Origin of the sequence: Pectobacterium sp. 1950-15, assembly GCF_037136835.1 — a bacterium.
Classification (GTDB): Bacteria; Pseudomonadota; Gammaproteobacteria; order Enterobacterales; family Enterobacteriaceae; genus Pectobacterium.
Window position 1 is genome coordinate 1 of record NZ_JBBBQR010000029.1, and the last position, 20,351, is coordinate 20,351.

Consider the following 20,351-nt stretch of genomic DNA (forward strand, 5'->3'; position numbering starts at 1 on the left):
AGAACTTCGCAATAAAAATACAATCAATAATTTCATGAGGTTATGTAATGCTGATTGGCTATGCGCGTGTGTCTACTACCGATCAAAATACAGATTTACAGAAAAAAGCACTGATTCGTGCAGAATGTGAGCTGATTTTTGAGGATACCGCAAGTGGGAAGAATGCGCAGCGGCCGGGTCTGAAAAGGGCGATCAGGCGGCTACGGCGTGGTGATACGCTGATGGTGTGGAAGCTGGACAGGTTAGGGCGCAGCGTGCGTGATTTGATTGATCTAGTATCCGCATTACAGGCGAAAGGTATCCATTTTCGCAGCCTGACAGATAGTATTGATACTTCTACCCCTGCGGGTCGTTTCTTCTTTCATGTGATGAGCGCATTGGCAGAGATGGAACGGGAACTCATTGTCGAACGCACGCGGGCTGGCCTCGATGCAGCTCGGTTGCAAGGACGTATCGGGGGGCGCAAGCGACTGATGACGCCAGACGTGCTTTGCCGTGCCGAAGCGATGTTGGCGACAGGGGCCACGCGCCTTCAGGTGGCGAATGTCGTCGGTGTATCAGAGAAAACTATTTATAAATACTTTCCCGCCCGGAGTCAGGGCGACGTTCCTGCTGCTGGCTAAAACGCGGCGTGATAGCAATTTCCTTTGCGCCAGAATCACCAGAACCCCACCAAACATGTTATTTTCATTGATAAGTTCTTTACTGTGTCGCCGAAAATGAGAGGCCAGCATGGATTACACCAAAATTATCAAAGAAGTGGGGCGCGGGAAAAATCATGCGCGTGATGTCGATCAGGCCACGGCTTATGAACTGTATAGCGCGATGCTGCGCGGTGACGTGCCAGATCTGGAACTCGGTGGGCTGCTGATTGCGTTTCGTATCAAAGGTGAATCGGAAGCCGAGATGTTGGGTTTTTATCAGGCGATGAACGAGCATGTGTTGCGCCTGACCCCGCCTAAAGGCTTCCCTATGCCCATCGTGCTTCCCAGCTATAACGGCGCACGGAAACAGGCGAATCTGACACCACTGTTGGCGCTGTTGCTGGCAAAGTTGGGTTTTCCGGTTGTGGTTCACGGCGTCAGCGATGATCCAACCCGTGTCACCAGCGCGGAGATTTTGCGTAATCTCGGCGTGACGATTGCAGAGAATGCCGAGCAGGCTCAGCGCGAGCTTGATAACGGTAGCCCGGCATTTATCCCTGTTTCGACGCTGTGCCCAGCTATCGATCGCCAGTTACAGCTGCGCTGGCGGATGGGGGTGCGTAATAGCAGCCACACGCTGGCTAAGGTCGCGACGCCGTTTGGTGAAAGCGACGCGCTGCGTGTCGCCAGCGTTTCCCACCCTGAATATGTTTCCCGCGTGGGGACGTTTTTTAACGATATCAACGGGCGTGCGCTTCTGATGCACGGCACGGAAGGAGAGGTTTACGCCAACCCGCAGCGCTGCCCGGAAATTCATTTTATCCATCAGCAGAATACCAAGGTACTGCAACTTCGGCAGGATATCAGGGTTGCACCTGATGCGTTGCCGATTGCGAAGGATGCCGCCACCACCGCACGCTGGACGGTACAGTGCCTGACGGGTGAAATTGCCATACCGCAGTCGATTCGTCTGCAGCTGGCGTGCTGTTTGGTTGCTGCCGGCGAAGCGGCGACAATGGAACAGGCGGTCGCTACGATTAAGAAACGCCTTGGCTGATCGACCTGTCGGAGCGCGGACGCGGTTTATCGCGCCACTTCATACAGCCAGGCGGCTGTCATTGGAAGAGAGAAGGAATACTATGCAACAGGTAGCGGACTATTTTAATGCCTTGAATCGCGACTATCTTGCGGTTCATCAGGCGAAAGAAGAGCTGTTTTGGCAACTGTATATGGGAACGGGCAACGATGAGGTGTCTGAGCGTTTCTCCGCCGCTGAAAGTGCCTACAAGCGCTTTATTTCACAGCCGCAGCGTCTGGCTGAGCTAAGAGTCCATCTTGCGACACTGGGAAACAGCCCGCGTGATGAACAACAGCAGGCGCTGTTACACGGCTTGCAAGGCTGGTATCGGTTTTTCGACTGTAATGTGATTGAAGATCCACAGGCTCAGGCGCTGATGGATGAGATCATTGCCGCCGAAAGTGCGTTATACGCCAAGCGTAAATCCTATGAAATGACGCATCTGGATACTAAGGGTGAACGGGTTTCCGCCTCACTTGGGGAACTGCTGACCAATCAGGCGACCAATGATACCGAAGCCTATCGTCAAAGTTCCCAGCAGGCGTTGCGCGATCTCGAACAGTGGCTGTTGCAGAATGGCTTCCCTGAGCTGATTTCACTGCGCAACCGCTTCGCTCGCCAGATGGGTTACCGCAACTATTTTGACTATAAGGTCAATAAAACGGAGCGGATGACGCCGGAGCAGCTTTTTGCCATCCTCGATCCTTTTGAGGCACAGACCCGTGAAGCGAATGCCCGCAGCCTGAAAAATCTGGCGAACGAAAAGGGCGAAGAGGCTCTGCAGCCGTGGAATATTCGCTATGCCAGCGCGGGCGATGTAACGCGCCAGCTCGATCCCTATTTCCCTTTCTCAGCATCGCTGGAGCGCTGGATCAACAGCTTTAAGCGATTGCGCATTGGGTTTAACGGTGCAGAAATGCAGCTCGATTTGCTGGTACGCAAAGGTAAATACGAGAACGGTTTTATGCACGGCCCGGTGCCGCCGTTTGTGCAGGAAGGAAAATGGGTTCCGGCGCGGATTAATTTCACCAGTCTGGCAAAACCGGATCAAATCGGCAGCGGTGCCAGTGGTATTAATACGCTGTTCCATGAAGGTGGACACGCCGCGCATTTTGCCAATATTAAGCAGAATGCGCCCTGTTTTTCACAGGAGTTTCCGCCAACGTCGATGGCCTATGCCGAAACGCAGTCCATGTTTTGCGACAGCCTGCTGGGTGACGCTGACTGGTTAAAACGTTATGCAAAGAATGCGCAGGGAGAGACGATTCCTGATGAATTGATCCGTGCGGATATCAGCACGCAGCAGCCAATGCGCGCTTTCAATGAGCGACACATCCTGCTGGTGCCGTACTTTGAGTGGCAACTCTATTCGTGGGACGACGAGGCGCGTACGCCGGAAGCGATGACCAAACTGGCGCGCGACACCGAACAGCGAATTTTGGGCATCAGCGGTAGCCCACGCCCGACACTGGCGATTCCCCATTTGCTGTCTATGGAGTCAGCGTGTTCTTATCAGGGCTATCTGCTGGCGCTGATGGCGGTGGAGCAGACGCGTAGCTATTTCCTGCAACGCGACGGCTATCTGACGGATAACCCCGCTATCGGGCCTGATTTAGCGCAGCACTATTGGCTGCCGGGGAATAGCGTCAGCCATGACGATACGTTGCGTAGTCTGACTGGTGAGGGCTTCAATCCCGCTTATCTGGCGCAGGCTTGCAATCTGACGGTCGATGAAGCCTGGCAACAGGCGCAGGGCACGATGGCACAGGCTGCTGCGCGTCCTCAGCCTGCTGCGGATTTCGATTTGTCAGCCCACATTCGTGTGGTCGATGGTAGCCGCGTGCTGGCGGATAATGTGCAGGGTGATGAGAAGATGTGTCAGGATTTTGCGGCGTTTATTGAGCAGGCGTATCCGCGTGCAGAGGCATAGTGTTCGCTAACATAGCGAGTAAGAAAAAGGGGGCGAAAGCCCCCTTGTTGATCAGGATACGTGTTGCAGGAATTCACGCAGGCGATCGCTGGGTGGATTCGTAATCAGCGTTTCTGGGTCGCCATCTTCTGCGATGCGGCCTTTATCAATAAAGATAAGGCGTGAAGCCACTTTATGGGCAAAGCCCACCTCATGGGTGACGATGACCATCGTCATGCCTTCTTCGGCCAGATCTTTCATGACGGTCAGCACTTCGTGACGCAGTTCCGGGTCGAGGGCTGACGTCGGTTCATCAAACAGCATCAGCTTCGGTTTAACCGCTAACGCGCGGGCGATGGCCACACGCTGCTGTTGACCACCGGAAAGCTCGGAAGGGTAGTGATGCGCGCGTTCTGACAGGCCCACTTTCGCCAGCAATTCCAGCGCCAGTTTCTCGGCATCGGCTTTGTTCGCGCCGCGTACCCGAATGGGGCCGAATGCGACGTTTTCCAACGCGGTAAGATGCGGGAACAGGTAGAACTGTTGGAATACCATCCCGGCTTCCTGACGGATCAAACGCTCGTCAACGCGCGGGTCGTTCACTTTCAGGCCGTCAACAATCAATTCGCCGCTGGTAATTTCTTCCAGCTTATTGATGCAGCGCAGCAGGGTGGATTTACCCGAGCCTGAAGGCCCGATGATGACCACCACTTCACCCTGGCCGATGGTGAGATCGATATTATGTAAGACCTGTGTCTTGCCAAAGTGTTTGGATACGTTTTTAAATTCAATCATATAATCTTAAGTCTTCTTTCCAGACGACGCAGAATAAAGCTGAGGATCAGCGTGATGCACAGGTAAATAATGGCAACCGCAGTCCAGATTTCCAGCGCACGGAAGTTGCCCGCGATGATTTCCTGCCCTGAACGAGTCAATTCAGCGACGCCGATAACAATAAACAGCGACGTATCTTTGATGCTGATAATCCACTGATTACCCAGCGGCGGCAGCATACGGCGCAGGGCTAGTGGGGCAATCACATGGCGCAGCGTCGCGCGGCGAGACAGCCCAAGCGCCAGACCCGCTTCACGGAAGCCGTTATGAATTGACAATACCGAACCGCGGGTGATTTCCGCGATGTAAGCACCGGAGTTAATCATGATGGTCACCACGGCGGCGGCAAAAGGGTCAATCCGCACGGACGTGAAGATCATCGGCAGGGCGAAGTAAATAAACATCACCTGCACAACAATCGGGGTACCGCGAATAATTTCAATAAAAACGAGCGAGATGCGGCTGGAAAACCAGCCGCCGTAGGCGCGGGCAAAACCCGCGACCACGCCAATCACCAGGCCGCCAAGCAGACCCAGAACAGAAATCAACAACGTCATTTTTGCCCCTTCCATCAGGAGGGGCAGAGAAGGCCAAATGGCACTCCAGTCAAACTGCATGGAATATCTCCAAATTAAATCGGCAATTACTTAGGTTCTACGCCAAACCACTTCTTGTAGATCTCAGCATAAGTGCCGTTTTCACGCAGTGTTTTCAGGGCGCCATTCACTTTTTCACGCAGCTCGTTGCTGCCTTTCGGGAACGCGATGCCGTATTGCTGGGCTTTAATGGAGTCACCTACCGCTTTAAACTGGCCATTGCCTGCGGTTTTGATGAAGTAGAGGATATTTGGGGTATCGTGCAGCACGGCGTCAGCACGGTTGGTGCCCAGTTCCATATAGGCGTTGTCGATGTTTGGGAACTGGCGCAGATCTTTGGTTTTGATATTGGCTTTCGCGTAATCAACAGAACCCGTGCCGCTCTTCACCGCCAGCACTTTACCGGCTAAATCCTGCTCGCCTTTGATGTCGTTGTTGTCTGCTTTGACCATCACCAGCAGGCCGCTGTTGTAGTAGCCGTCAGAGAAATCGATTGCTTTTTTGCGCTCTTCAGTGATGGTAATACCTGCCAGCGCCAGATCGATGTTACGTGTTTGCAGTGCAGGGATAATGCCGCCGAAGTCCATTGGCTTCAGGGTGTACTTCAGGTTGAGCTGTTTAGCGATAGCATCCCAGAGATCGATGTCAAAACCGACATACTTGTCGCCTTGTTTGAACTCAAAAGGGACGAACGCGGTGTCGGTAGCGACAATCAGTTCTTTCTCAGCAGCATAGCTGGATACGCTCATCATTAGCGTCAGTGCAGCCAAAGAGGCCTTAAGTAGTGATTTCATCAAATCCTTCCTATTAGCAGTTGTGGGAGCTTTTTGTTTTACAGGCGTTTTAAGCATAGTACATCGTACAAAAGTGAAGCCTGAGTCAGTTACCCTGTGTTGTGCTTAACCTGTTGCTTTTATTTATTGCCCTGCCAGCGGTGAAATTTTCACCTCCGATTCGCTCAGGCAAGGCGCTGCTATGATTAACTGATTTATACGAGGGAAACAACCGTTGATTGGTGTTATGGCCAATTAATGCAGGCAAAAGCTAATTTTTTGAGCGTCTTAACGGATAAAATGCGTGGTTTGTGCGGGTTACACCAGAAAAGGGGGCGGCTTGCGTGGGGAAGATAGCAGTAAAAAGGCTGCCGAAGCAGCCTTAAAAGCGTTTGCGAGACGAGAACGCTGATTATTCAATATTTGACTCAATAAACCACAGGAACTGATCCAGATCGCGCGATGCGGCGGTCAGGATATCCGCAGAGGCCTCATCTTCCGTTTTACCAATTGCTTTACGTACGTTGTTGGCGACAATCGCATAACGCTCTGCCAGCGCCTTCAGATGATCCTGAACACTGTGGATGTTGGTTGGATAGCTTTTCAGCGAGGTTTGTTTACCCACAATTTGCACGGTACCCAGCGCCACACCGCCTATCTGCACCACACGCTCGGCGATGGTATCCTGATGGTCAATAATCGAGGTGCGGAAGCCATCCAGCATTTCATGAACGGCGATAAAGTTTGCACCGCGCATGTTCCAGTGCGCCTGTTTGGTAATCAACGACAGGTCGATGAAATCAACAACAAGTTGGTTTAACAGCGCGATCGTCGAGGTCTTAACGCTATCATCCAAATCATTGCGAGTGTAAAGCAGTGCGGACGGGGCTGATTTCACGAGTTTGGCGGTAGACATAATAGTTATCCTCTCTTTAATTATTCATAGTCTTACTGTTCAACGTGATTAATTATAGCAGTGATAAAAATTAATATTGAAAAGAATCACCTATCAAATGAATAGCTTTAGCATAACGATATTGTGGGTATTTGTAGTCAGGATTTATCTGATATGAATAATGTGGCAGGTCGCAATGCTATTGCAATATTTTAATTATCTCTGCAACATAATCTCATAGATTGATAAATATCATCATCGCTTAGATGAAAGTAGTTATTATTCTCTAGCCATCTTCATTGCAATAAGATGGCAGCGTTGTTTTTCTTCTTAAAAAGATTGTATGCCAATAAAGGGAGTCGTGTAGAGTGAGAGTGAACATTATTGGTACCAGTGGAAGTGGTAAATCGACACTTGCCCGCCGCTTGTCTGAAAAGTTGGCTATTCCGTACATTGAAATGGATGCGTTGTTCTGGCTGAAAGACTGGCAGGAGCGGACGGATGTCGATTTTTTTCAACGGCTTGAAAGCGCACTGGAGCCTGAAAGTTGGGTGTTGGATGGTAACTATAACCGTACGCGTGATATCAAATGGCGCGATGTTGATGTCGTGATTTGGGTCGACTACTGTTTTACCCGCACGCTTTTTCAGGCGATACGGCGTGCCTGTGTTCGGGCATGGCACAAAGAGGAACTCTGGCGTGGCACGGGGAATAAAGAATCTTTTCTCCGTAGTTTCTTTAGCCGGAATTCAATTATCCTCTGGACAATAAAAACCTATTCAAGAAACCGGAAACGGTATTTAGCGGATTTAGCCGACCCGCGTTATCAGCATATTCACTTTATTACGCTGCGTTCTCCTCGAGAATGTGAAACTTTTCTGCAACACTTTCCCAAGGAAATACGCCTTCATTCGGCTTGAGTCGTTACTTTGGCTTCACCCGCCTGTTTTATTGTCAGCGTTGCGCCGATTGACGCGATGATAATAAAGATCAGCGCCATCCACTGAATAAACGATAAATGTTCGCCGAGAAAAAGAATCCCGGAGAGGGCGGCAATAGCGGGTTCCATACTCATCAGCGTGCTGAACGTTCTGGCGGGCAGACGAGTCAATGCCACCATTTCCAGAGAATAGGGGAGCGCGGTGGACAGAACCGCGACGGCAATACCGAGCGGAAGTATTGATAACGAAAACAGCGTGCTCTCCGCGTAATATGCACCGATAGGGCAGAAAATCAGTGCGGCAATACAGGAGCCAATTGCGACAGTTCCCGGCCCATGATTTGCGCCTGCTTTTTGCCCAAACAGAATATAGAGCGCCCAGCATGCACCAGCACCCACGGCGCAAGCTGCCCCCGTCAGATCAACATTGCCGATATTGTGGCCCAGCGGTAATAAGAACCACAGCCCAGCAACGGCAAGAAAAACCCACAGAAAATCAATAGGTCTGCGTGAGGCTAGCATCGCAACGGCAAGCGGGCCAGTGAATTCCAGTGCGACAGCAATGCCGAGCGGTACCGTCTGCAATGAGAGGTAAAATAGAAAGTTCATCCCGCCTAACGTGATGCCATAAACCAGCAATGGCAGGCGGTTACTGCTAAAGCGCATACGCCACGGCTTGAAGATGATGCACAGAATGATCGTACCAATTCCCAGACGCAACGCCGTTACGCCAGTCGCACCAATGAGTGGAAACAGACTCTTGGCCAGAGCCGCGCCGCTTTGGATAGAAAGCATTGAGATAATGATGAGCAATACTGGTAAAAATGATGACGAGCGGTGGGAAAATAAGGTCATTCTTTTGGCCTTAAAACAGGTATAACATTCCGTTGCTATTATACCCAATTGTAAACAATTTGTCTGGTATGAATTGACTTTTATTGACCTTTATTTACGCATCATTTAATTGCTTTATTTTTGCTCAATTCAAGTCGCATACAAACTGAGCGGGAAATTAAGAATTGTCTGTTTTACGGCCTTGCGGTGAATTTATTTTTAATCTAACTGTCACAATAAAAAAGCTAATATAATTAGAATGATAGGTTTGTTTTGACAATATTTGTTACATCTAAAGGCTAATTGATAAATATTTATAGGGCGGCAAGTCTCGAATTTTTTTGTTATATTTACGGCGTTAGTTAGTCTTTCATAAAATAAATTTGAGGCTGTAAATATGAAAAAAATCGCGTGTCTTTCCGCTCTGGCTTGTGTATTAGCCGTTGGCGCAGGTTCTGCATTTGCTGGTCAAAGTACTGTAACTGCAGGTTATGCTCAAGGTGATGCTCAGGGCGTACAAAATAAAGTTAAAGGCTTTAACCTGAAATATCGTTATGAGCAAGATAATAACCCACTGGGCGTTATTAGCTCTTTCACTTACCTGGAAAAAAATGGTAGCGATGGCAGTGACTACAGCAAAGGCCAGTACATGGGCTTCACTGCTGGTCCAGCTTACCGTCTGAATGACTGGGCAAGCCTGTACGGTGTTGTTGGTTTCAGCCACGGTAAAGTCACCAATAACGCGACCAACGGTCTGAACAACAGCAGCAATGACGATTACGGCTTCACCTACGGTGCTGGTGTTCAGTTCAACCCAATCCAGGACGTTGCTCTGGATGTAGGCTACGAACAAAGCCGTATCCGCAGTGTTGACGTTGGTGCCTGGGCTGTTGGCGTAGGTTACCGTTTCTAATCTAACCCTGTAGGGTTTTTTACCCTCAGCGTTGGTTGTTAGATGTGTCGGAAGAATCCGCTCTTTTCAGGGCGGATTTTTTTATAGCTATTTTTCCAACCTGCGACGAGCTTCGCCAGCCATTTAGCCAGCCATTTAGCCAGCCATTTAGCCAGTCACTTTCCAGTCTGTCGATATCCGGTCATTCTTGTCGCCATTGAGCAAAAGCCACCATGTTGGTCTGTTATAAGATTTTATCTTGACGTTAAGATTCTTTATGTGAAGATATTGATCATCAGGCAGCAGTGACTTGCTCAAGCTATTGAGGTTATACATGGTAGTGACATCAACGGCCCGCACGCGGGCTTTTCTTTTCTTCACGATTATCCTGTTGGGATTGAATTTACGCCCCGTACTAGCGGGGATTGGCCCGTTGCTGAATCAGATTCAGGCCGCAACAGGTCTGGATGACAGCATGGCGGGCATGTTAACCACGCTCCCGGTGTTCGCTATGGGGTGGTGTGCGTTATATGGCGGTCAGTTGCAGGCACGCCTTGGAGAGTATCGAGGCATCACATTGGGCATTGTGGTGATTGCCTTGGCGTGTGGTGCACGCTGGTGGTTGAATAGCGGTATTGCTCTGCTGGTTAGTGCCGCGCTTGCCGGGGTTGGGATTGCCTTAATTCAGGCGCTGGTGCCGTCGTTTATCAAACTCCATTTTGGCCGTCATAGCAGTCTCCTGATGGGCTTTTATACCACGGCGATTATGACCGGAGCGGCGTTTGCGGCTTCATCGGTTTCTCCGCTGGCAAATGTGTGGGGCTGGCAAAGCGCGCTGGCCTGCTGGGGAATTGTGGCGTTGGTTGCCACAGTGGCCTGGCGGTGTGTGCCTAAAGCGTATACCGCGAAGCAGGAGGCAGCGGCCGTTGTGGCGACGCGCAGAAGCGGGATGGATTGGTTGCTGATGGTGTTCTTCGGTATTGGTACGGGCGCGTATACGCTGGTGCTGGCATGGCTGCCACCGTATTACATTCAACTGGGGCTCGATGCGACGCAAAGCGGCCTGATGTTGGGTGGATTAACGCTGACGGAAGTGATTTCTGGCCTGCTTGTGTCCACGTTCATCAACCGTTTTCCCGATCGCCGCAAGCTGCTGCTTCCTATCCTGACCGTGATGCTGGTGGGAATGATTGGGTTGATTGTGGCACCGCTGACGTTTACGTATCCCATTATTATCATGCTGGGTATTGGCATTGGTGCGCTGTTCCCGTTATCGCTGATTGTGGCGTTGGATCAGGTAACCGAATCACATAAAACCGGTTCACTGATGGGCTTTGTGCAGGGCGGCGGCTACATCCTCGCCAGCCTGATGCCGTTGCTGGCCGGTTTCATTCGTCAGCATACGGCGGGTCTGGAGCAGGCCTGGATGATTATGACTGTCGGTGTGGTCGTGTTGATTATCATGGCGACCCGCTTTGCTCCGGTGAAGAGCCCGATTCGCTAAGCGGTTTGTGGTGTTGTCAGCGAGCGGAAACCCGCTCGCTACTATCAATTTGTTGGTGGGCGATAGCGCCATAGCCAGCGCCCGCTCATCAGGCGACGGTAGTAGAAGAAACCGCGTACAATCCAGTCAAAGAACATCCCCATCCACACGCCGATCACGCCAAAACCGAGCATCACGCCGAGGATATATCCCGCGATGACCCGACATCCCCACATGCCTGCCATTGCCACCCACATGGTGTAGCTGGCGTCTTTCGCGCCTTTCAGGCCTGCAGGGAGCACCCAGGACGCCGCCCAGATTGGCATAAATAACGCGTTGAGCCACAGGAGGTGTTTTGCCACTTCGATAACTTCTGGCTCATTGGTGTAAAACGACGCCAAAAAGCTGGCGCTGGGCACCGACAGGACGGCAAGTACGCACAACCCAATATTGGACAGCCAGAAGATGTGCTTCAACTGGCGTGTGGACTGCATGATCTGGCCTTTCCCCAGCCGTGTGCCAACGATAATCGTGGCAGCGGCGCCGAGCGAATTGCCGGGAAGGTTGATCAGCGTTGAGATGGAGAAAGCAATAAAGTTTCCGGCGATGACTTCGGTTCCCATTCCTGCCACAAAGCGCTGGGTGATCAGCTTACCGATGTTAAACATCACCGATTCTATGCTGGCGGGAATACCGATACTGAGCACTTCATAGAGAATCGTCAGGGTAAAAGGTGCAAAGTAAGACTTGAAGGGAATACGCAACGCGCCGTTAAAACCGTGCATCAGCGTCAAAATCACGAATACGGCACCGATATAGCGTGAAATAGTGATCCCGATGCCAGCACCAATAAAGCCAAGACCATCCCAGGAAAAGGCGCCGTAAATCAGCAGGCTACTGATGGCAATATTGAGGATATTCATCCCAATGTTGATGACCATGGGCAACTTGGTATTACCCGCTCCCCGCAACGCGCCACAGCCTACCAGCGCGATGGCGACGGCAGGATACCCCCACACCGTCCAGCGCAGGAACGTGAGGGCTAATGCTTTAACCTGTGCGTCGGCCTGTCCTGCGATCAGATCGATAATCGCTGAACCGGCAAATTCAACCAGCGCGACTAGCAGAAACGATGACAGAACCAGTAATGACATTGACTGGCGAGCCGCAGAACGCGCCTGCTTTCTATTGCGTTGCCCCAGGCTGAACGCGACAACAACGGCAGTCCCCAACGCGACGGCGGTAAAGAAGGCGATGATGACCATATTGAAGCTGTCAGCCAGGCCGACGGCTGCCATGGCTTCTTTCCCCAGCCAACTGACCAGAAAGGTGCTGAAGACCCCCATCAACACGACGCAAAGGCCTTCAATAAAGATAGGGAAGGCGAGCGGTGAGATTTCTCTCCAGAAGAGTACGCGGTTGGAGTAACGCTTTTTATACCAGTCTGTGTCTTTTAATTTTTTCATGAAACGATCTTGGCGGTCTCTCAAGTTTCCCTGTTGGTACGGTAAACAGAGCCACAAGGTGGCTCGCAAATAGCATCATTTTGCACGGTACTTACTCATACCGTTTCACACAGTGACGTATCCATGCAGTTACTACTCTATTTTGTGCGATCGCAGCAGCATGGCTGTTTTTTAAAATAGCGTTCCTATTTACAGAGTATCAGCCGCCAAATCGATGTCCAGCCTGGATTGCTTTCCCAGCATGGAAAATTGTTGCACGTGCGCATTATTTAATTTAGATTTTACTTAATTAGTGTTATCTAAATTAATGGTGAGACGCAGATCATCAGCGACATCACCTTCCTTGTCGGCTTAACGCCACGTTGAACGGTTGCATTATGACGGGTTTCAGCAGCTCAAAAGAGGATCACGATCATGCCAACACCACTTGCTATCTCACCAGTTCAGGCCCGTAAATTGTTAGATGAAGGGGCGATACTCATTGATATTCGCCAGCCGGAAGAGTACGCCCGCGAGCACATCGCACAGGCGAGGTTACATCCGCTAAATTCCTCTACCGGGGATGTTCTTCCTGATAATGACAGAGAAGGAAAGACAGTGATTTTCCATTGTTTGTCTGGAATACGTTCAGAACAGAATGCTGAGATTCTTATGCAGTCCGTGTTTCCGGCGACAGCTTTTTTACTCAATGGCGGAATGACTGCATGGAAAAAGGCGGGGTTTCCAACAGAAATCAATGATAAACAGCCGATTGAACTGATGCGGCAGGTTCAAATCGCCGCTGGCGTACTCATTCTGAGTGGTGTATTACTGGGGTACAGCGTAAACAGTGCTTTCTTCCTGCTCTCTGGTTTTGTGGGGGCAGGGTTGCTGTTTGCTGGGGTGACCGGTTTTTGCGGTATGGCAAGGCTGTTAATGAAAATGCCGTGGAACCGTGGCGCCAAACGCTGATTTACTGGAATAGACGCTAAAAACTGGCTGGGATAGTAAGCGGAGTGTTAACCACCAAAAATAGGGGCAGTAATATGGATATGAAGAACATTCCGTTTGGTACGACTGACTGGTCGCAAATAGCGCCCACTGAGCATCAAGGGGAGACGGGGATCGCCTACTGGCGAACGCAGCGTTTTGATGATATTCGGGTTCGTATTGTGGAGTATACACCCGGCTACCTGGCCGATCACTGGTGCTCAAAAGGGCATATTCTGCTGTGCCTTGAAGGTGAACTTCATACGGAATTAGATGATGGTCGTGTTTTTGTCCTCAAACCGGGAATGAGTTATCAGGTCGCGGATAACGCAGAAGCCCATCGCTCCTACACGGAGACGGGTGCGAAGTTGTTTGTCGTGGATTGATGTGAAGGGCTAATCTGGAGTACGGAGATTAGCCCTTGATTAGTTCACTCATCCTATTTGGGGTCGCGTTCGTCGAAGCCAGGAAAAATTTGTGTAGAAATGCTCAATTCGTTGATAGGGACGAAAGAAATTCGCCTCTAAGCCTGTTGTCGATATTGGTATATAACCTTACACTTAGCATGGTTAATGGTGCCTGTTTATTATCTATATGAGTCAGGAGTGCATGAGCATGTCTATCAGAATTGAACTTGCAGAATCTATGGAAGTGCTGAGTCTTCGGGTTGTTGGCCCCTATTACGAAAAAATACCGCAGGGATTTGATGAAATATTATCGTGGGCAAGAGATCATCATCTCTCCATCGATAAATCTCTGGCGTTCTACTGGGATGATCCCAGCAAAGTAGAACCGGATGAATTACGGGCGGATGTGGCGATTACGTGCAAAGAGATGCCGTCAACGTTGCCGGAAGGGACAGAAATACGCAGGGAAATCATTCCCGGTGGGCTTTATGCCGTAACGCACACCATTGTGGAGAAGGGGGACTTTGCGAAAGCCTGGGATGACTTTTATAAAGCCATTCATGCGCAAGGATATCGACCGGCGGGTGACATATGTTATGAAAGTTATTTGTGCGACGGAAGCAATGGTAACTGGGAAATTGAAATATGGCAGTCTGTTGAAGCAGTGAATTAAGCCCGTTTATTGAGATTGGTTTGAAAATAAAAATATCGGAGCAGCCTGCATCTGTGGGAAGGTATGGGTATTTTTTAGGATCGCTGGTAGGTTTTATCACTCACCATTTTGGTGGTGAAAATCCGGTGTGTGAACAAGACGTGTAGAACATTGAGTGTATTATTTTTCCCACGATTGGGGATGATGCAGGGATAGTGTATTAATGTAAATTTATGCGTTCCTGGCACTAAGGTTTTGTTATGGAAGGTTATATTTTGAGATAAGAGGTAAATCACTCCCTTTAATCCTAAATAGAATTAATGAGGAGTATGCCTAATACATAATAAACATACTCCTGTCATTAATTTTCTATAAAATTCATTCCTCACGGAATGTGAAATTCTTTAACTCATCTTTTTCATCAAAGTACAAATCGATTTTTTTTATGCTGCTAATACTTACTGGAATTGGAGGGAGAATAATAAGCCCATCGATAGATTCCTTAGTAATATAAGACCAATGGCTTTCTTTCATAAAATCTAGTGAATTTTGTGGTGGCCCTAACTTTATTAATACATCTTTTTTCGTTTTCCCAACAAAGAAAATGGTTTTAACATTATCTGAGTTTATATCAGAGAGCGATGTGTTGTATGTTTTTGTCTTATCTATAAAACATCCAGACAAAATAAAAGAAAGGGAAATGATGAGGATTGGTTTTATTAATTTCATAATCAATCAATGTCCAATTCTGTTTTATAATTTTTATCTGCCGGTTCCCAAGGGAAAGCTGATGATATTTTATATGGTGCTGGTTTTAATATATAGACTCCGCTAGCCTCATCTTTTACTACTTCATTAAAGTGCATAAAGCACCTTGATCTATCTGTAGTTATATCAAAATTCATGTCATAATCTTTACCTGCTTCAGGTTTAATAAAAAACATACTATGGCATGACCCTTGGCTCGTTGCTTCGGTTTGAATATAAATAAGAGTTGGTACTGATTTTATTCTGGTTTCAAAATAATAATCATCATAATCACTTTTTCGATAGGATATCTTAGGCATACCTATGTCTCTGGTTGCGTTTATATGTCCCCGCCATGAAAATGGTGTGATCTGTGTATAAGTCTTTGAATATCCTTTTTGTTTAATTTCTGTTCCTCTTATGTTTTTTATGAATCTTATTCTTGACACATTTTGTGTGTCTGAAGGTTCTTGGTATATCGGGCGATCAGCAAAGCTGTTTTCAATTGCCCTGCATCCAGACAAAGAAATGGTTGCCGAAATTAAAATTAAATGTAAAATCTTTCCCATAAATATGTTATCCATTTTGTCGTTTTTTAACGAATTCCGATATGCTAGAAAGGAAAGCATATCGATATACGTTATCGGCTGCGGGATAATATAATTTAGTTTTATCCGTCCTGTAGTGTGTATTCTTTCTCAGCAGGTTTGGCGGTTTTCACGAGAGAAGTTGAATTTATAGATTAAATATTTGTTTATATTATCTTTTGTAATTGGTTTGTTTTTATCATATAAATAAAACGAAAAGTCATCATGAGAAATAGCCTGCGCATGGCTGTAGAGTTTCGTTTGATACGCTGATTTTTAGCGCTGGATGCGTTGTAAATTTAATTTTGCTTTACGATGCTCCAACACCATCATTTTTCGGGTGTGTTGCCATAGAATCCCATCTAGCAACATAAACTCACGCCACTCGGCTGTGCCCAAAGAAAGCGATCTGTGCATCAACTCGCCAATACGTTCAGCAAGGAGCAAGTTTCTTACACGTAGCAATTGCAACGGCGTAAATCGCTCATTATCACCAGCCAAGGGAAAGAATGCCTGGCGGCTGGGTTCCCCATGTTTCACTGCATTGGTGTTACCAATTGGAGCGCCAGCGCCGGTACGTTTCCCGCCCCAGCCGGATGACCTTGATTGTTGGTTATGTTGTCTTTCATGGTTGCGTGGCGGTTAGTCGGTGGATGTATGTTCGTTAAAATTCAGGAAAACGAGTTGTTCACCATTTTGATGGTAAACGCCTGTGCGTATGAAAGACACGCAGAATCTGGAGCATATTATCTTTCACACGGTAGGGGATGATGTAGGGATAGTGCATTAACACCAGCTCACGCGTTCCTGGCACACGGCCAGATCTTCCCATTGCTGGCTGTTGCGGTAGTAATTCCGTCAACCTTTGGACTTCATCTACGAATTGGCCGGCAGCTTGTGGATCGTCCTGCGCGATGTAGAGGTACTCGGCTTCCAAATTGGCCGCAGCTTTACGCAGCCATTTAATTTCCATTTCTTGCCGTACCTAAGTTTTTAAATAGGTTATTCATTTCATCTGATGAGACAAAATCACCCGCATCGGCTTCTTTAATAGCTTGCTCGATCTCCGCTATCTGCCAGGCTTCGCGCGCAAGATAGTCTTCAATGGCTTGTCCAGCCAGAAAAGAGCGGGTACGTCCCGTGGCTTTAGCCAGCGCATCAAGTTGCGCGGTTGTTTCATCATTTAAGCGAACGGACATAACGCCCATACTGCCACCTCACTACATTGTGTATTTTGTATACATTGTAGTTATCAAGAGGGGGGGAGGCAAGTGGCTACTCAATGGTAGCCGGAATATCGTTCTCTGTGCTGGTGTGGATTAATCGCTGACTGTCTGTTAAGAGCGAGGAGCGGAAGTTAGTCAATTATTACCGATGGTTTTTCATTCTCGGGCGACCAATAGCCACCGCTGCCATGATAGGTTTCAGCACCCAATACAAACTGAGTTCCACAGTGCTTACAAACAAAATGGTAATCAACGATATCGCCCCATATCATCTTTTCAGCACACTCTTGAAAGCTGTATTGATTCCAGTCCTCCGTTGCGTCAATTTCGGCCAGAACCTCTTCGCTGAGTGCATGCTTTGCAATACGGATTGCCTTACGTAATTGTTCAGGTTGGCGGATAACGTATTTAACACATAAATCCAGACACCGATTGCAACTCATTAAACAGCCTCCATGAGGATGATTTGTTGACGTGGTTTATCCTAATCACTTATCACTGTAAACCAATCAAATTCTTCACCACCTCTTCTATAGTGGGCTGGATTGATTTAGCTATGTCGGCTTTTGGCACGAAGCAACACCTCAGGAAGGAGGAAATGGATAGAACAGATAAACCGCCACCATAACTGAGATACTCAATATTATGCTGACGATGAAGTATGTTTTAAATGGCTGCTTTTGTGTTTTATGGCGAAAGAGCTGTTGACCCGCCATTGCGCCAACCCACCCACCGACAATCCCAAACACCAGCAACGTGGATTCAGGCACTCTACGCCAGGCCTTACGAGCCGCCATTTTATCTACGCCGTAAATCACCAGCGTCAGTATATTGGCAAGCAGGAGCCACATAGCAAAGGGGTCAGACGTCATCGTGCTACCAATCACCGCAAAGACCAATAGTAAATAACAAAAGTAATTAAGACTCATACCATTAGCCACAGTAATTTTCAGAGTGTATAGAAACTGCATTATACGCAGTACACGCGGTGGGAAGAAACCGCTATCAGTATGGATTGGCGCGGAATAGGCCGTCATGGCACCCGGATAGGTGGCATTTAGCGATTTGCTATAACCTATTTAAGGATGATGCCTTTTCCATCAGGATATTCTATGCTGGCGATAGCTTCGGCAAAGGGCATAACCATGATAACAGTAGAGAAATCAGATCCATCTGCTCCAGAATCTCGTTATTTAAAAGAATTCATGCCCCTTATTCAGTCATAACGATTTTTCTGTATACATACCAATTCTACTCATTAATAGCCGATCTAATCTGCAATGGCATCCCTGTCCTGTGAGGAATTTCTGCTTCTAGCACTGAGTAAACATGCTGAAAAGCTATCAGGTCTGCTATGAGCGAGGTGCAGACATCACATCAAAATTCATACTGGATGACAGTAGGTTGATTAATCCTGTTTCTTGAACGGCTATTTTGAATGGTCTTTTTCCTCTTGTAGTTTGCAATTTTTATTGATTTGATTGATGAAATCTGACTACTTTCGTTGGACCCTACTCGAGGAAATGATCATAATGATTTTAATAAGGGCGGCAGAATCAAAAGATGTTCCCTCTCTAAAAAAACTTTTTCTACAGCTGGGCTATCAGACAGACATTGATAGCTTAAAACAACGTATCGGTGAGGCGCAGAGTACGTTTTGTATTTTAGTTGCTGAATTAGATAAGGAAATTTGCGGAGTTGTTGTTATAAACTTTATCATACCTGTTCATGAAAATAGCTTGTGGGCATTAATTTCAGCTCTGGTCATAGATGAGTCGTCTCGTGGAGCGGGGATAGGCCAGCAACTTCTGATTGCCTCTGAGCGTATGGCTCTCGATAAAAAATGTTCTCAGATTGAGCTTTCAAGCAGTGAAAGAAGAACCAGAGCACACAAATTTTATGAAAACAACGGATACAAAGAAGTAAGAAAGCGCTTTGTAAAGCTTCTTGCTGATCTTCCCCAAGTTTAACAGGGTATTAGCACAGTCCATTTCTGGCAGGGAGCGGACATGTTAACGAAGCTGAAGGTCCGCTGTGAGCGAGGAACGAACAGTTACACCCATCACCAACGTCATTAGCCTCATAATGAGTATAAAGCTTTATTAATCAATGGGGAGCAGGTTAATGCGGGGTTTTCGACTTATGGATTTGATACAGGTGTCAAAATTAAAACGAGCAATGTAAAGATAGACAAGTACATTAGGTATAGTTTTGCGCTTGTGGCGATAGTTGCCATACTCATAACTACTTTCACAACCCCCAATCCAACATCTTATCAATATACAGTTTACCGAATAGTTCTGGCTCTAGCTGCTGGATGTATTGGTGCAGTTCTGCCTGGTCTCCTAGAAGTAAAATTTAAAGGGTGGTTAAGAGCATCTGGCGCAGCGGCGATCTTCGCTATAGTGTATTTCAAAAGCCCAGCTTTGCTTCAACAAAATCCTGAATCTGCAAGTAAACCTGTACCGCCTACCGTGATTGATACATATGCCGTTAATAGTTCCAATCGCGATAGATACCTCGAATTATTTCGAACAGGACAGTTCGGTCAACGGGACAAGCTGCGCATCGGTTGTGTTGAGTGGAGCGAATCATCGTGCGTGGCTGCTGGTAATTTTTTGCGATTGTTAAGCGAAGCTGGCTGGGAAATCGATTCGGACACTGTAGTCACAATGCACCCATCCTTGCCAGTTGAGGGTGTATCGATTGTAAGCCGTGGCGATGATCTGGTCGGTTTGCCGAAAGTACCACCCCACATGGGCCGTTGGAGTCGATCAGACATTAGCTATGAAATTTTGACGGCGGCATTTAAATTGATGGGAGTCCCGGTTTATTTTTCCAGTGACCCAACATTACAACCAGGTACTACCGGAGTGTACTTTGGACCGAAACCGAAACTGGATGTGCCAATCAAGCAAAAAGATGAGAATGTACGACGTGAGCTTCTCCACTACGTCGGTTTGGGAATGGCTATTCAGCGAGCCTGCTCTCAGCAGTCCGTCGAACTTTGCACGGGTGAACTCTTTTCCTGGGAAAAGTCTGTATCTTCGTTTCTAAGTCAGCAGCGATTCAACTCCGATGCCGTAAACAGATGGCTTGCCTTGCCGCAGGCTAATGCGGCTTCGGCAGCTGCAGACATGAAAATAAAGCTAGGTATGTTGATGCCATTTGTACTGGGCATAGAATAACTATACCTCATCTGAGGATGAATGTGCGTCTAGTGGGCCGCCTAGCAGTTAGCGCTATCTATTTGCGTAAGCCTGCGGAATCCAACTGGTGTTCTACGATGCGTTGTTTGGCGAAGAATCAGTGTTGAAGCATTGGTATTAGACAACTAAAGTGAATCGCCACGGATAATCTAGACACTTCTGAGCCGTTGATAATATAGGTTTTCATATTCAGCCGGTGGCATCTGCTCA

At 48.0% G+C, this 20,351-nt stretch carries 24 protein-coding genes; 11 read left to right on the forward strand and 13 right to left on the reverse strand.

The annotated features are described in order from the left end of the window. Positions 1–47: 47 nt before the first annotated feature. The 3 genes from WCT94_RS20355 to WCT94_RS20365 all read left to right on the forward strand — a co-directional run bounded on the left by WCT94_RS20355 (position 48) and on the right by WCT94_RS20365 (position 3,652). On the forward strand, positions 48–623 hold the full coding sequence (locus WCT94_RS20355; RefSeq protein WP_110162543.1) for a recombinase family protein: 576 nt from the start codon (positions 48–50) through the stop codon (positions 621–623). Between the two features lie 109 nt (positions 624–732). Further along, positions 733–1,701, forward strand: coding sequence for a DNA-binding protein YbiB (ybiB, locus tag WCT94_RS20360; protein ID WP_336871497.1), 969 nt, complete (start codon positions 733–735; stop codon positions 1,699–1,701). Between the two features lie 82 nt (positions 1,702–1,783). Beyond that, entirely contained in the window at positions 1,784–3,652 is a 1,869-nt protein-coding gene (locus tag WCT94_RS20365) for a M3 family metallopeptidase (RefSeq protein ID WP_336871498.1), read from the forward strand. A gap of 51 nt (positions 3,653–3,703) precedes the next feature. Here the strand turns inward: WCT94_RS20365 and glnQ are convergent, their stop codons facing one another. The 4 genes from glnQ to dps all read right to left on the reverse strand — a co-directional run bounded on the left by glnQ (position 3,704) and on the right by dps (position 6,750). Next, a complete protein-coding gene (glnQ, locus tag WCT94_RS20370) occupies positions 3,704–4,426 on the reverse strand; it encodes a glutamine ABC transporter ATP-binding protein GlnQ (RefSeq protein ID WP_039351001.1) in 723 nt (240 codons plus the stop codon). Further along, complete coding sequence (gene glnP, locus WCT94_RS20375) at positions 4,423–5,082, reverse strand: glutamine ABC transporter permease GlnP (protein ID WP_015839847.1); 660 nt, start codon at positions 5,080–5,082, stop codon at positions 4,423–4,425. Before glnP ends, glnQ begins: the two co-directional genes overlap by 4 nt. Positions 5,083–5,108: 26 nt before the next feature. Further along, the gene (gene glnH / locus WCT94_RS20380) at positions 5,109–5,855 is read right to left on the reverse strand and encodes a glutamine ABC transporter substrate-binding protein GlnH (RefSeq protein WP_010294862.1); all 747 of its coding nucleotides are present in this window, start codon (positions 5,853–5,855) and stop codon (positions 5,109–5,111) included. A 391-nt stretch (positions 5,856–6,246) separates the two neighbouring features. Continuing rightward, on the reverse strand, positions 6,247–6,750 hold the full coding sequence (gene dps / locus WCT94_RS20385) for a DNA starvation/stationary phase protection protein Dps (protein WP_015839848.1): 504 nt from the start codon (positions 6,748–6,750) through the stop codon (positions 6,247–6,249). Between the two features lie 347 nt (positions 6,751–7,097). On the opposite strand from dps, the gene WCT94_RS20390 reads away from it, so the two are divergent. Further along, positions 7,098–7,649: an adenylate kinase gene (locus WCT94_RS20390; protein WP_336871500.1), complete on the forward strand. Its 552-nt coding sequence runs from the start codon at positions 7,098–7,100 to the stop codon at positions 7,647–7,649. On the opposite strand, the gene rhtA is transcribed toward WCT94_RS20390, so the two are convergent. After that, on the reverse strand, positions 7,637–8,524 hold the full coding sequence (rhtA, locus tag WCT94_RS20395) for a threonine/homoserine exporter RhtA (RefSeq protein ID WP_336871502.1): 888 nt from the start codon (positions 8,522–8,524) through the stop codon (positions 7,637–7,639). The genes WCT94_RS20390 and rhtA overlap by 13 nt on opposite strands. 376 nt (positions 8,525–8,900) lie before the next feature. On the opposite strand from rhtA, the gene ompX reads away from it, so the two are divergent. Then, positions 8,901–9,416 carry an outer membrane protein OmpX gene (ompX, locus tag WCT94_RS20400; protein WP_180777033.1) on the forward strand — a complete coding sequence of 172 codons (516 nt, stop codon included), beginning with the start codon at positions 8,901–8,903 and terminating at the stop codon, positions 9,414–9,416. A 313-nt stretch (positions 9,417–9,729) separates the two neighbouring features. After that, positions 9,730–10,899 carry an MFS transporter gene (locus tag WCT94_RS20405; RefSeq protein WP_336871505.1) on the forward strand — a complete coding sequence of 390 codons (1,170 nt, stop codon included), beginning with the start codon at positions 9,730–9,732 and terminating at the stop codon, positions 10,897–10,899. Between the two features lie 44 nt (positions 10,900–10,943). On the opposite strand, the gene WCT94_RS20410 is transcribed toward WCT94_RS20405, so the two are convergent. Then, positions 10,944–12,344: an EmmdR/YeeO family multidrug/toxin efflux MATE transporter gene (locus tag WCT94_RS20410; protein WP_336871507.1), complete on the reverse strand. Its 1,401-nt coding sequence runs from the start codon at positions 12,342–12,344 to the stop codon at positions 10,944–10,946. 414 nt (positions 12,345–12,758) lie between these two features. Here WCT94_RS20410 and WCT94_RS20415 point away from each other — a divergent pair, with 414 nt between their 5' ends. The 3 genes from WCT94_RS20415 to WCT94_RS20425 all read left to right on the forward strand — a co-directional run bounded on the left by WCT94_RS20415 (position 12,759) and on the right by WCT94_RS20425 (position 14,393). Continuing rightward, entirely contained in the window at positions 12,759–13,295 is a 537-nt protein-coding gene (locus WCT94_RS20415) for a rhodanese family protein (protein ID WP_336871509.1), read from the forward strand. A gap of 74 nt (positions 13,296–13,369) precedes the next feature. Then, positions 13,370–13,699 (forward strand): DHCW motif cupin fold protein, encoded by a 330-nt coding sequence (locus WCT94_RS20420; RefSeq protein ID WP_336871512.1) that lies wholly within the window; start codon positions 13,370–13,372, stop codon positions 13,697–13,699. A 229-nt stretch (positions 13,700–13,928) separates the two neighbouring features. Continuing rightward, complete coding sequence (locus WCT94_RS20425; RefSeq protein WP_336871515.1) at positions 13,929–14,393, forward strand: GyrI-like domain-containing protein; 465 nt, start codon at positions 13,929–13,931, stop codon at positions 14,391–14,393. Between the two features lie 357 nt (positions 14,394–14,750). Here the strand turns inward: WCT94_RS20425 and WCT94_RS20430 are convergent, their stop codons facing one another. The 7 genes from WCT94_RS20430 to WCT94_RS20460 all read right to left on the reverse strand — a co-directional run bounded on the left by WCT94_RS20430 (position 14,751) and on the right by WCT94_RS20460 (position 17,861). Then, a complete protein-coding gene (locus WCT94_RS20430) occupies positions 14,751–15,101 on the reverse strand; it encodes a hypothetical protein (RefSeq protein ID WP_336871516.1) in 351 nt (116 codons plus the stop codon). Between the two features lie 2 nt (positions 15,102–15,103). Continuing rightward, complete coding sequence (locus WCT94_RS20435) at positions 15,104–15,688, reverse strand: hypothetical protein (protein ID WP_336871517.1); 585 nt, start codon at positions 15,686–15,688, stop codon at positions 15,104–15,106. A gap of 294 nt (positions 15,689–15,982) precedes the next feature. After that, positions 15,983–16,207, reverse strand: coding sequence for a hypothetical protein (locus tag WCT94_RS20440; RefSeq protein WP_336871518.1), 225 nt, complete (start codon positions 16,205–16,207; stop codon positions 15,983–15,985). Positions 16,208–16,394: 187 nt separating this feature from the next. Further along, the gene (locus tag WCT94_RS20445) at positions 16,395–16,679 is read right to left on the reverse strand and encodes a type II toxin-antitoxin system RelE/ParE family toxin (RefSeq protein WP_336871522.1); all 285 of its coding nucleotides are present in this window, start codon (positions 16,677–16,679) and stop codon (positions 16,395–16,397) included. Continuing rightward, positions 16,669–16,914, reverse strand: a complete 246-nt coding sequence (gene relB / locus WCT94_RS20450) for a type II toxin-antitoxin system RelB family antitoxin (RefSeq protein ID WP_336871524.1) — start codon at positions 16,912–16,914, stop codon at positions 16,669–16,671. Before relB ends, WCT94_RS20445 begins: the two co-directional genes overlap by 11 nt. A gap of 149 nt (positions 16,915–17,063) precedes the next feature. Then, complete coding sequence (locus WCT94_RS20455) at positions 17,064–17,375, reverse strand: hypothetical protein (protein WP_025918823.1); 312 nt, start codon at positions 17,373–17,375, stop codon at positions 17,064–17,066. Positions 17,376–17,516: 141 nt separating this feature from the next. Beyond that, positions 17,517–17,861, reverse strand: a complete 345-nt coding sequence (locus WCT94_RS20460; RefSeq protein WP_336871526.1) for a DUF1294 domain-containing protein — start codon at positions 17,859–17,861, stop codon at positions 17,517–17,519. Between the two features lie 603 nt (positions 17,862–18,464). On the opposite strand from WCT94_RS20460, the gene WCT94_RS20465 reads away from it, so the two are divergent. Together WCT94_RS20465 and WCT94_RS20470 are read left to right on the forward strand one after the other, a co-directional pair. Beyond that, positions 18,465–18,902, forward strand: a complete 438-nt coding sequence (locus tag WCT94_RS20465; RefSeq protein ID WP_336871529.1) for a GNAT family N-acetyltransferase — start codon at positions 18,465–18,467, stop codon at positions 18,900–18,902. A 249-nt stretch (positions 18,903–19,151) separates the two neighbouring features. Beyond that, complete coding sequence (locus WCT94_RS20470) at positions 19,152–20,120, forward strand: hypothetical protein (protein WP_336871532.1); 969 nt, start codon at positions 19,152–19,154, stop codon at positions 20,118–20,120. Positions 20,121–20,351: the final 231 nt, after the last annotated feature.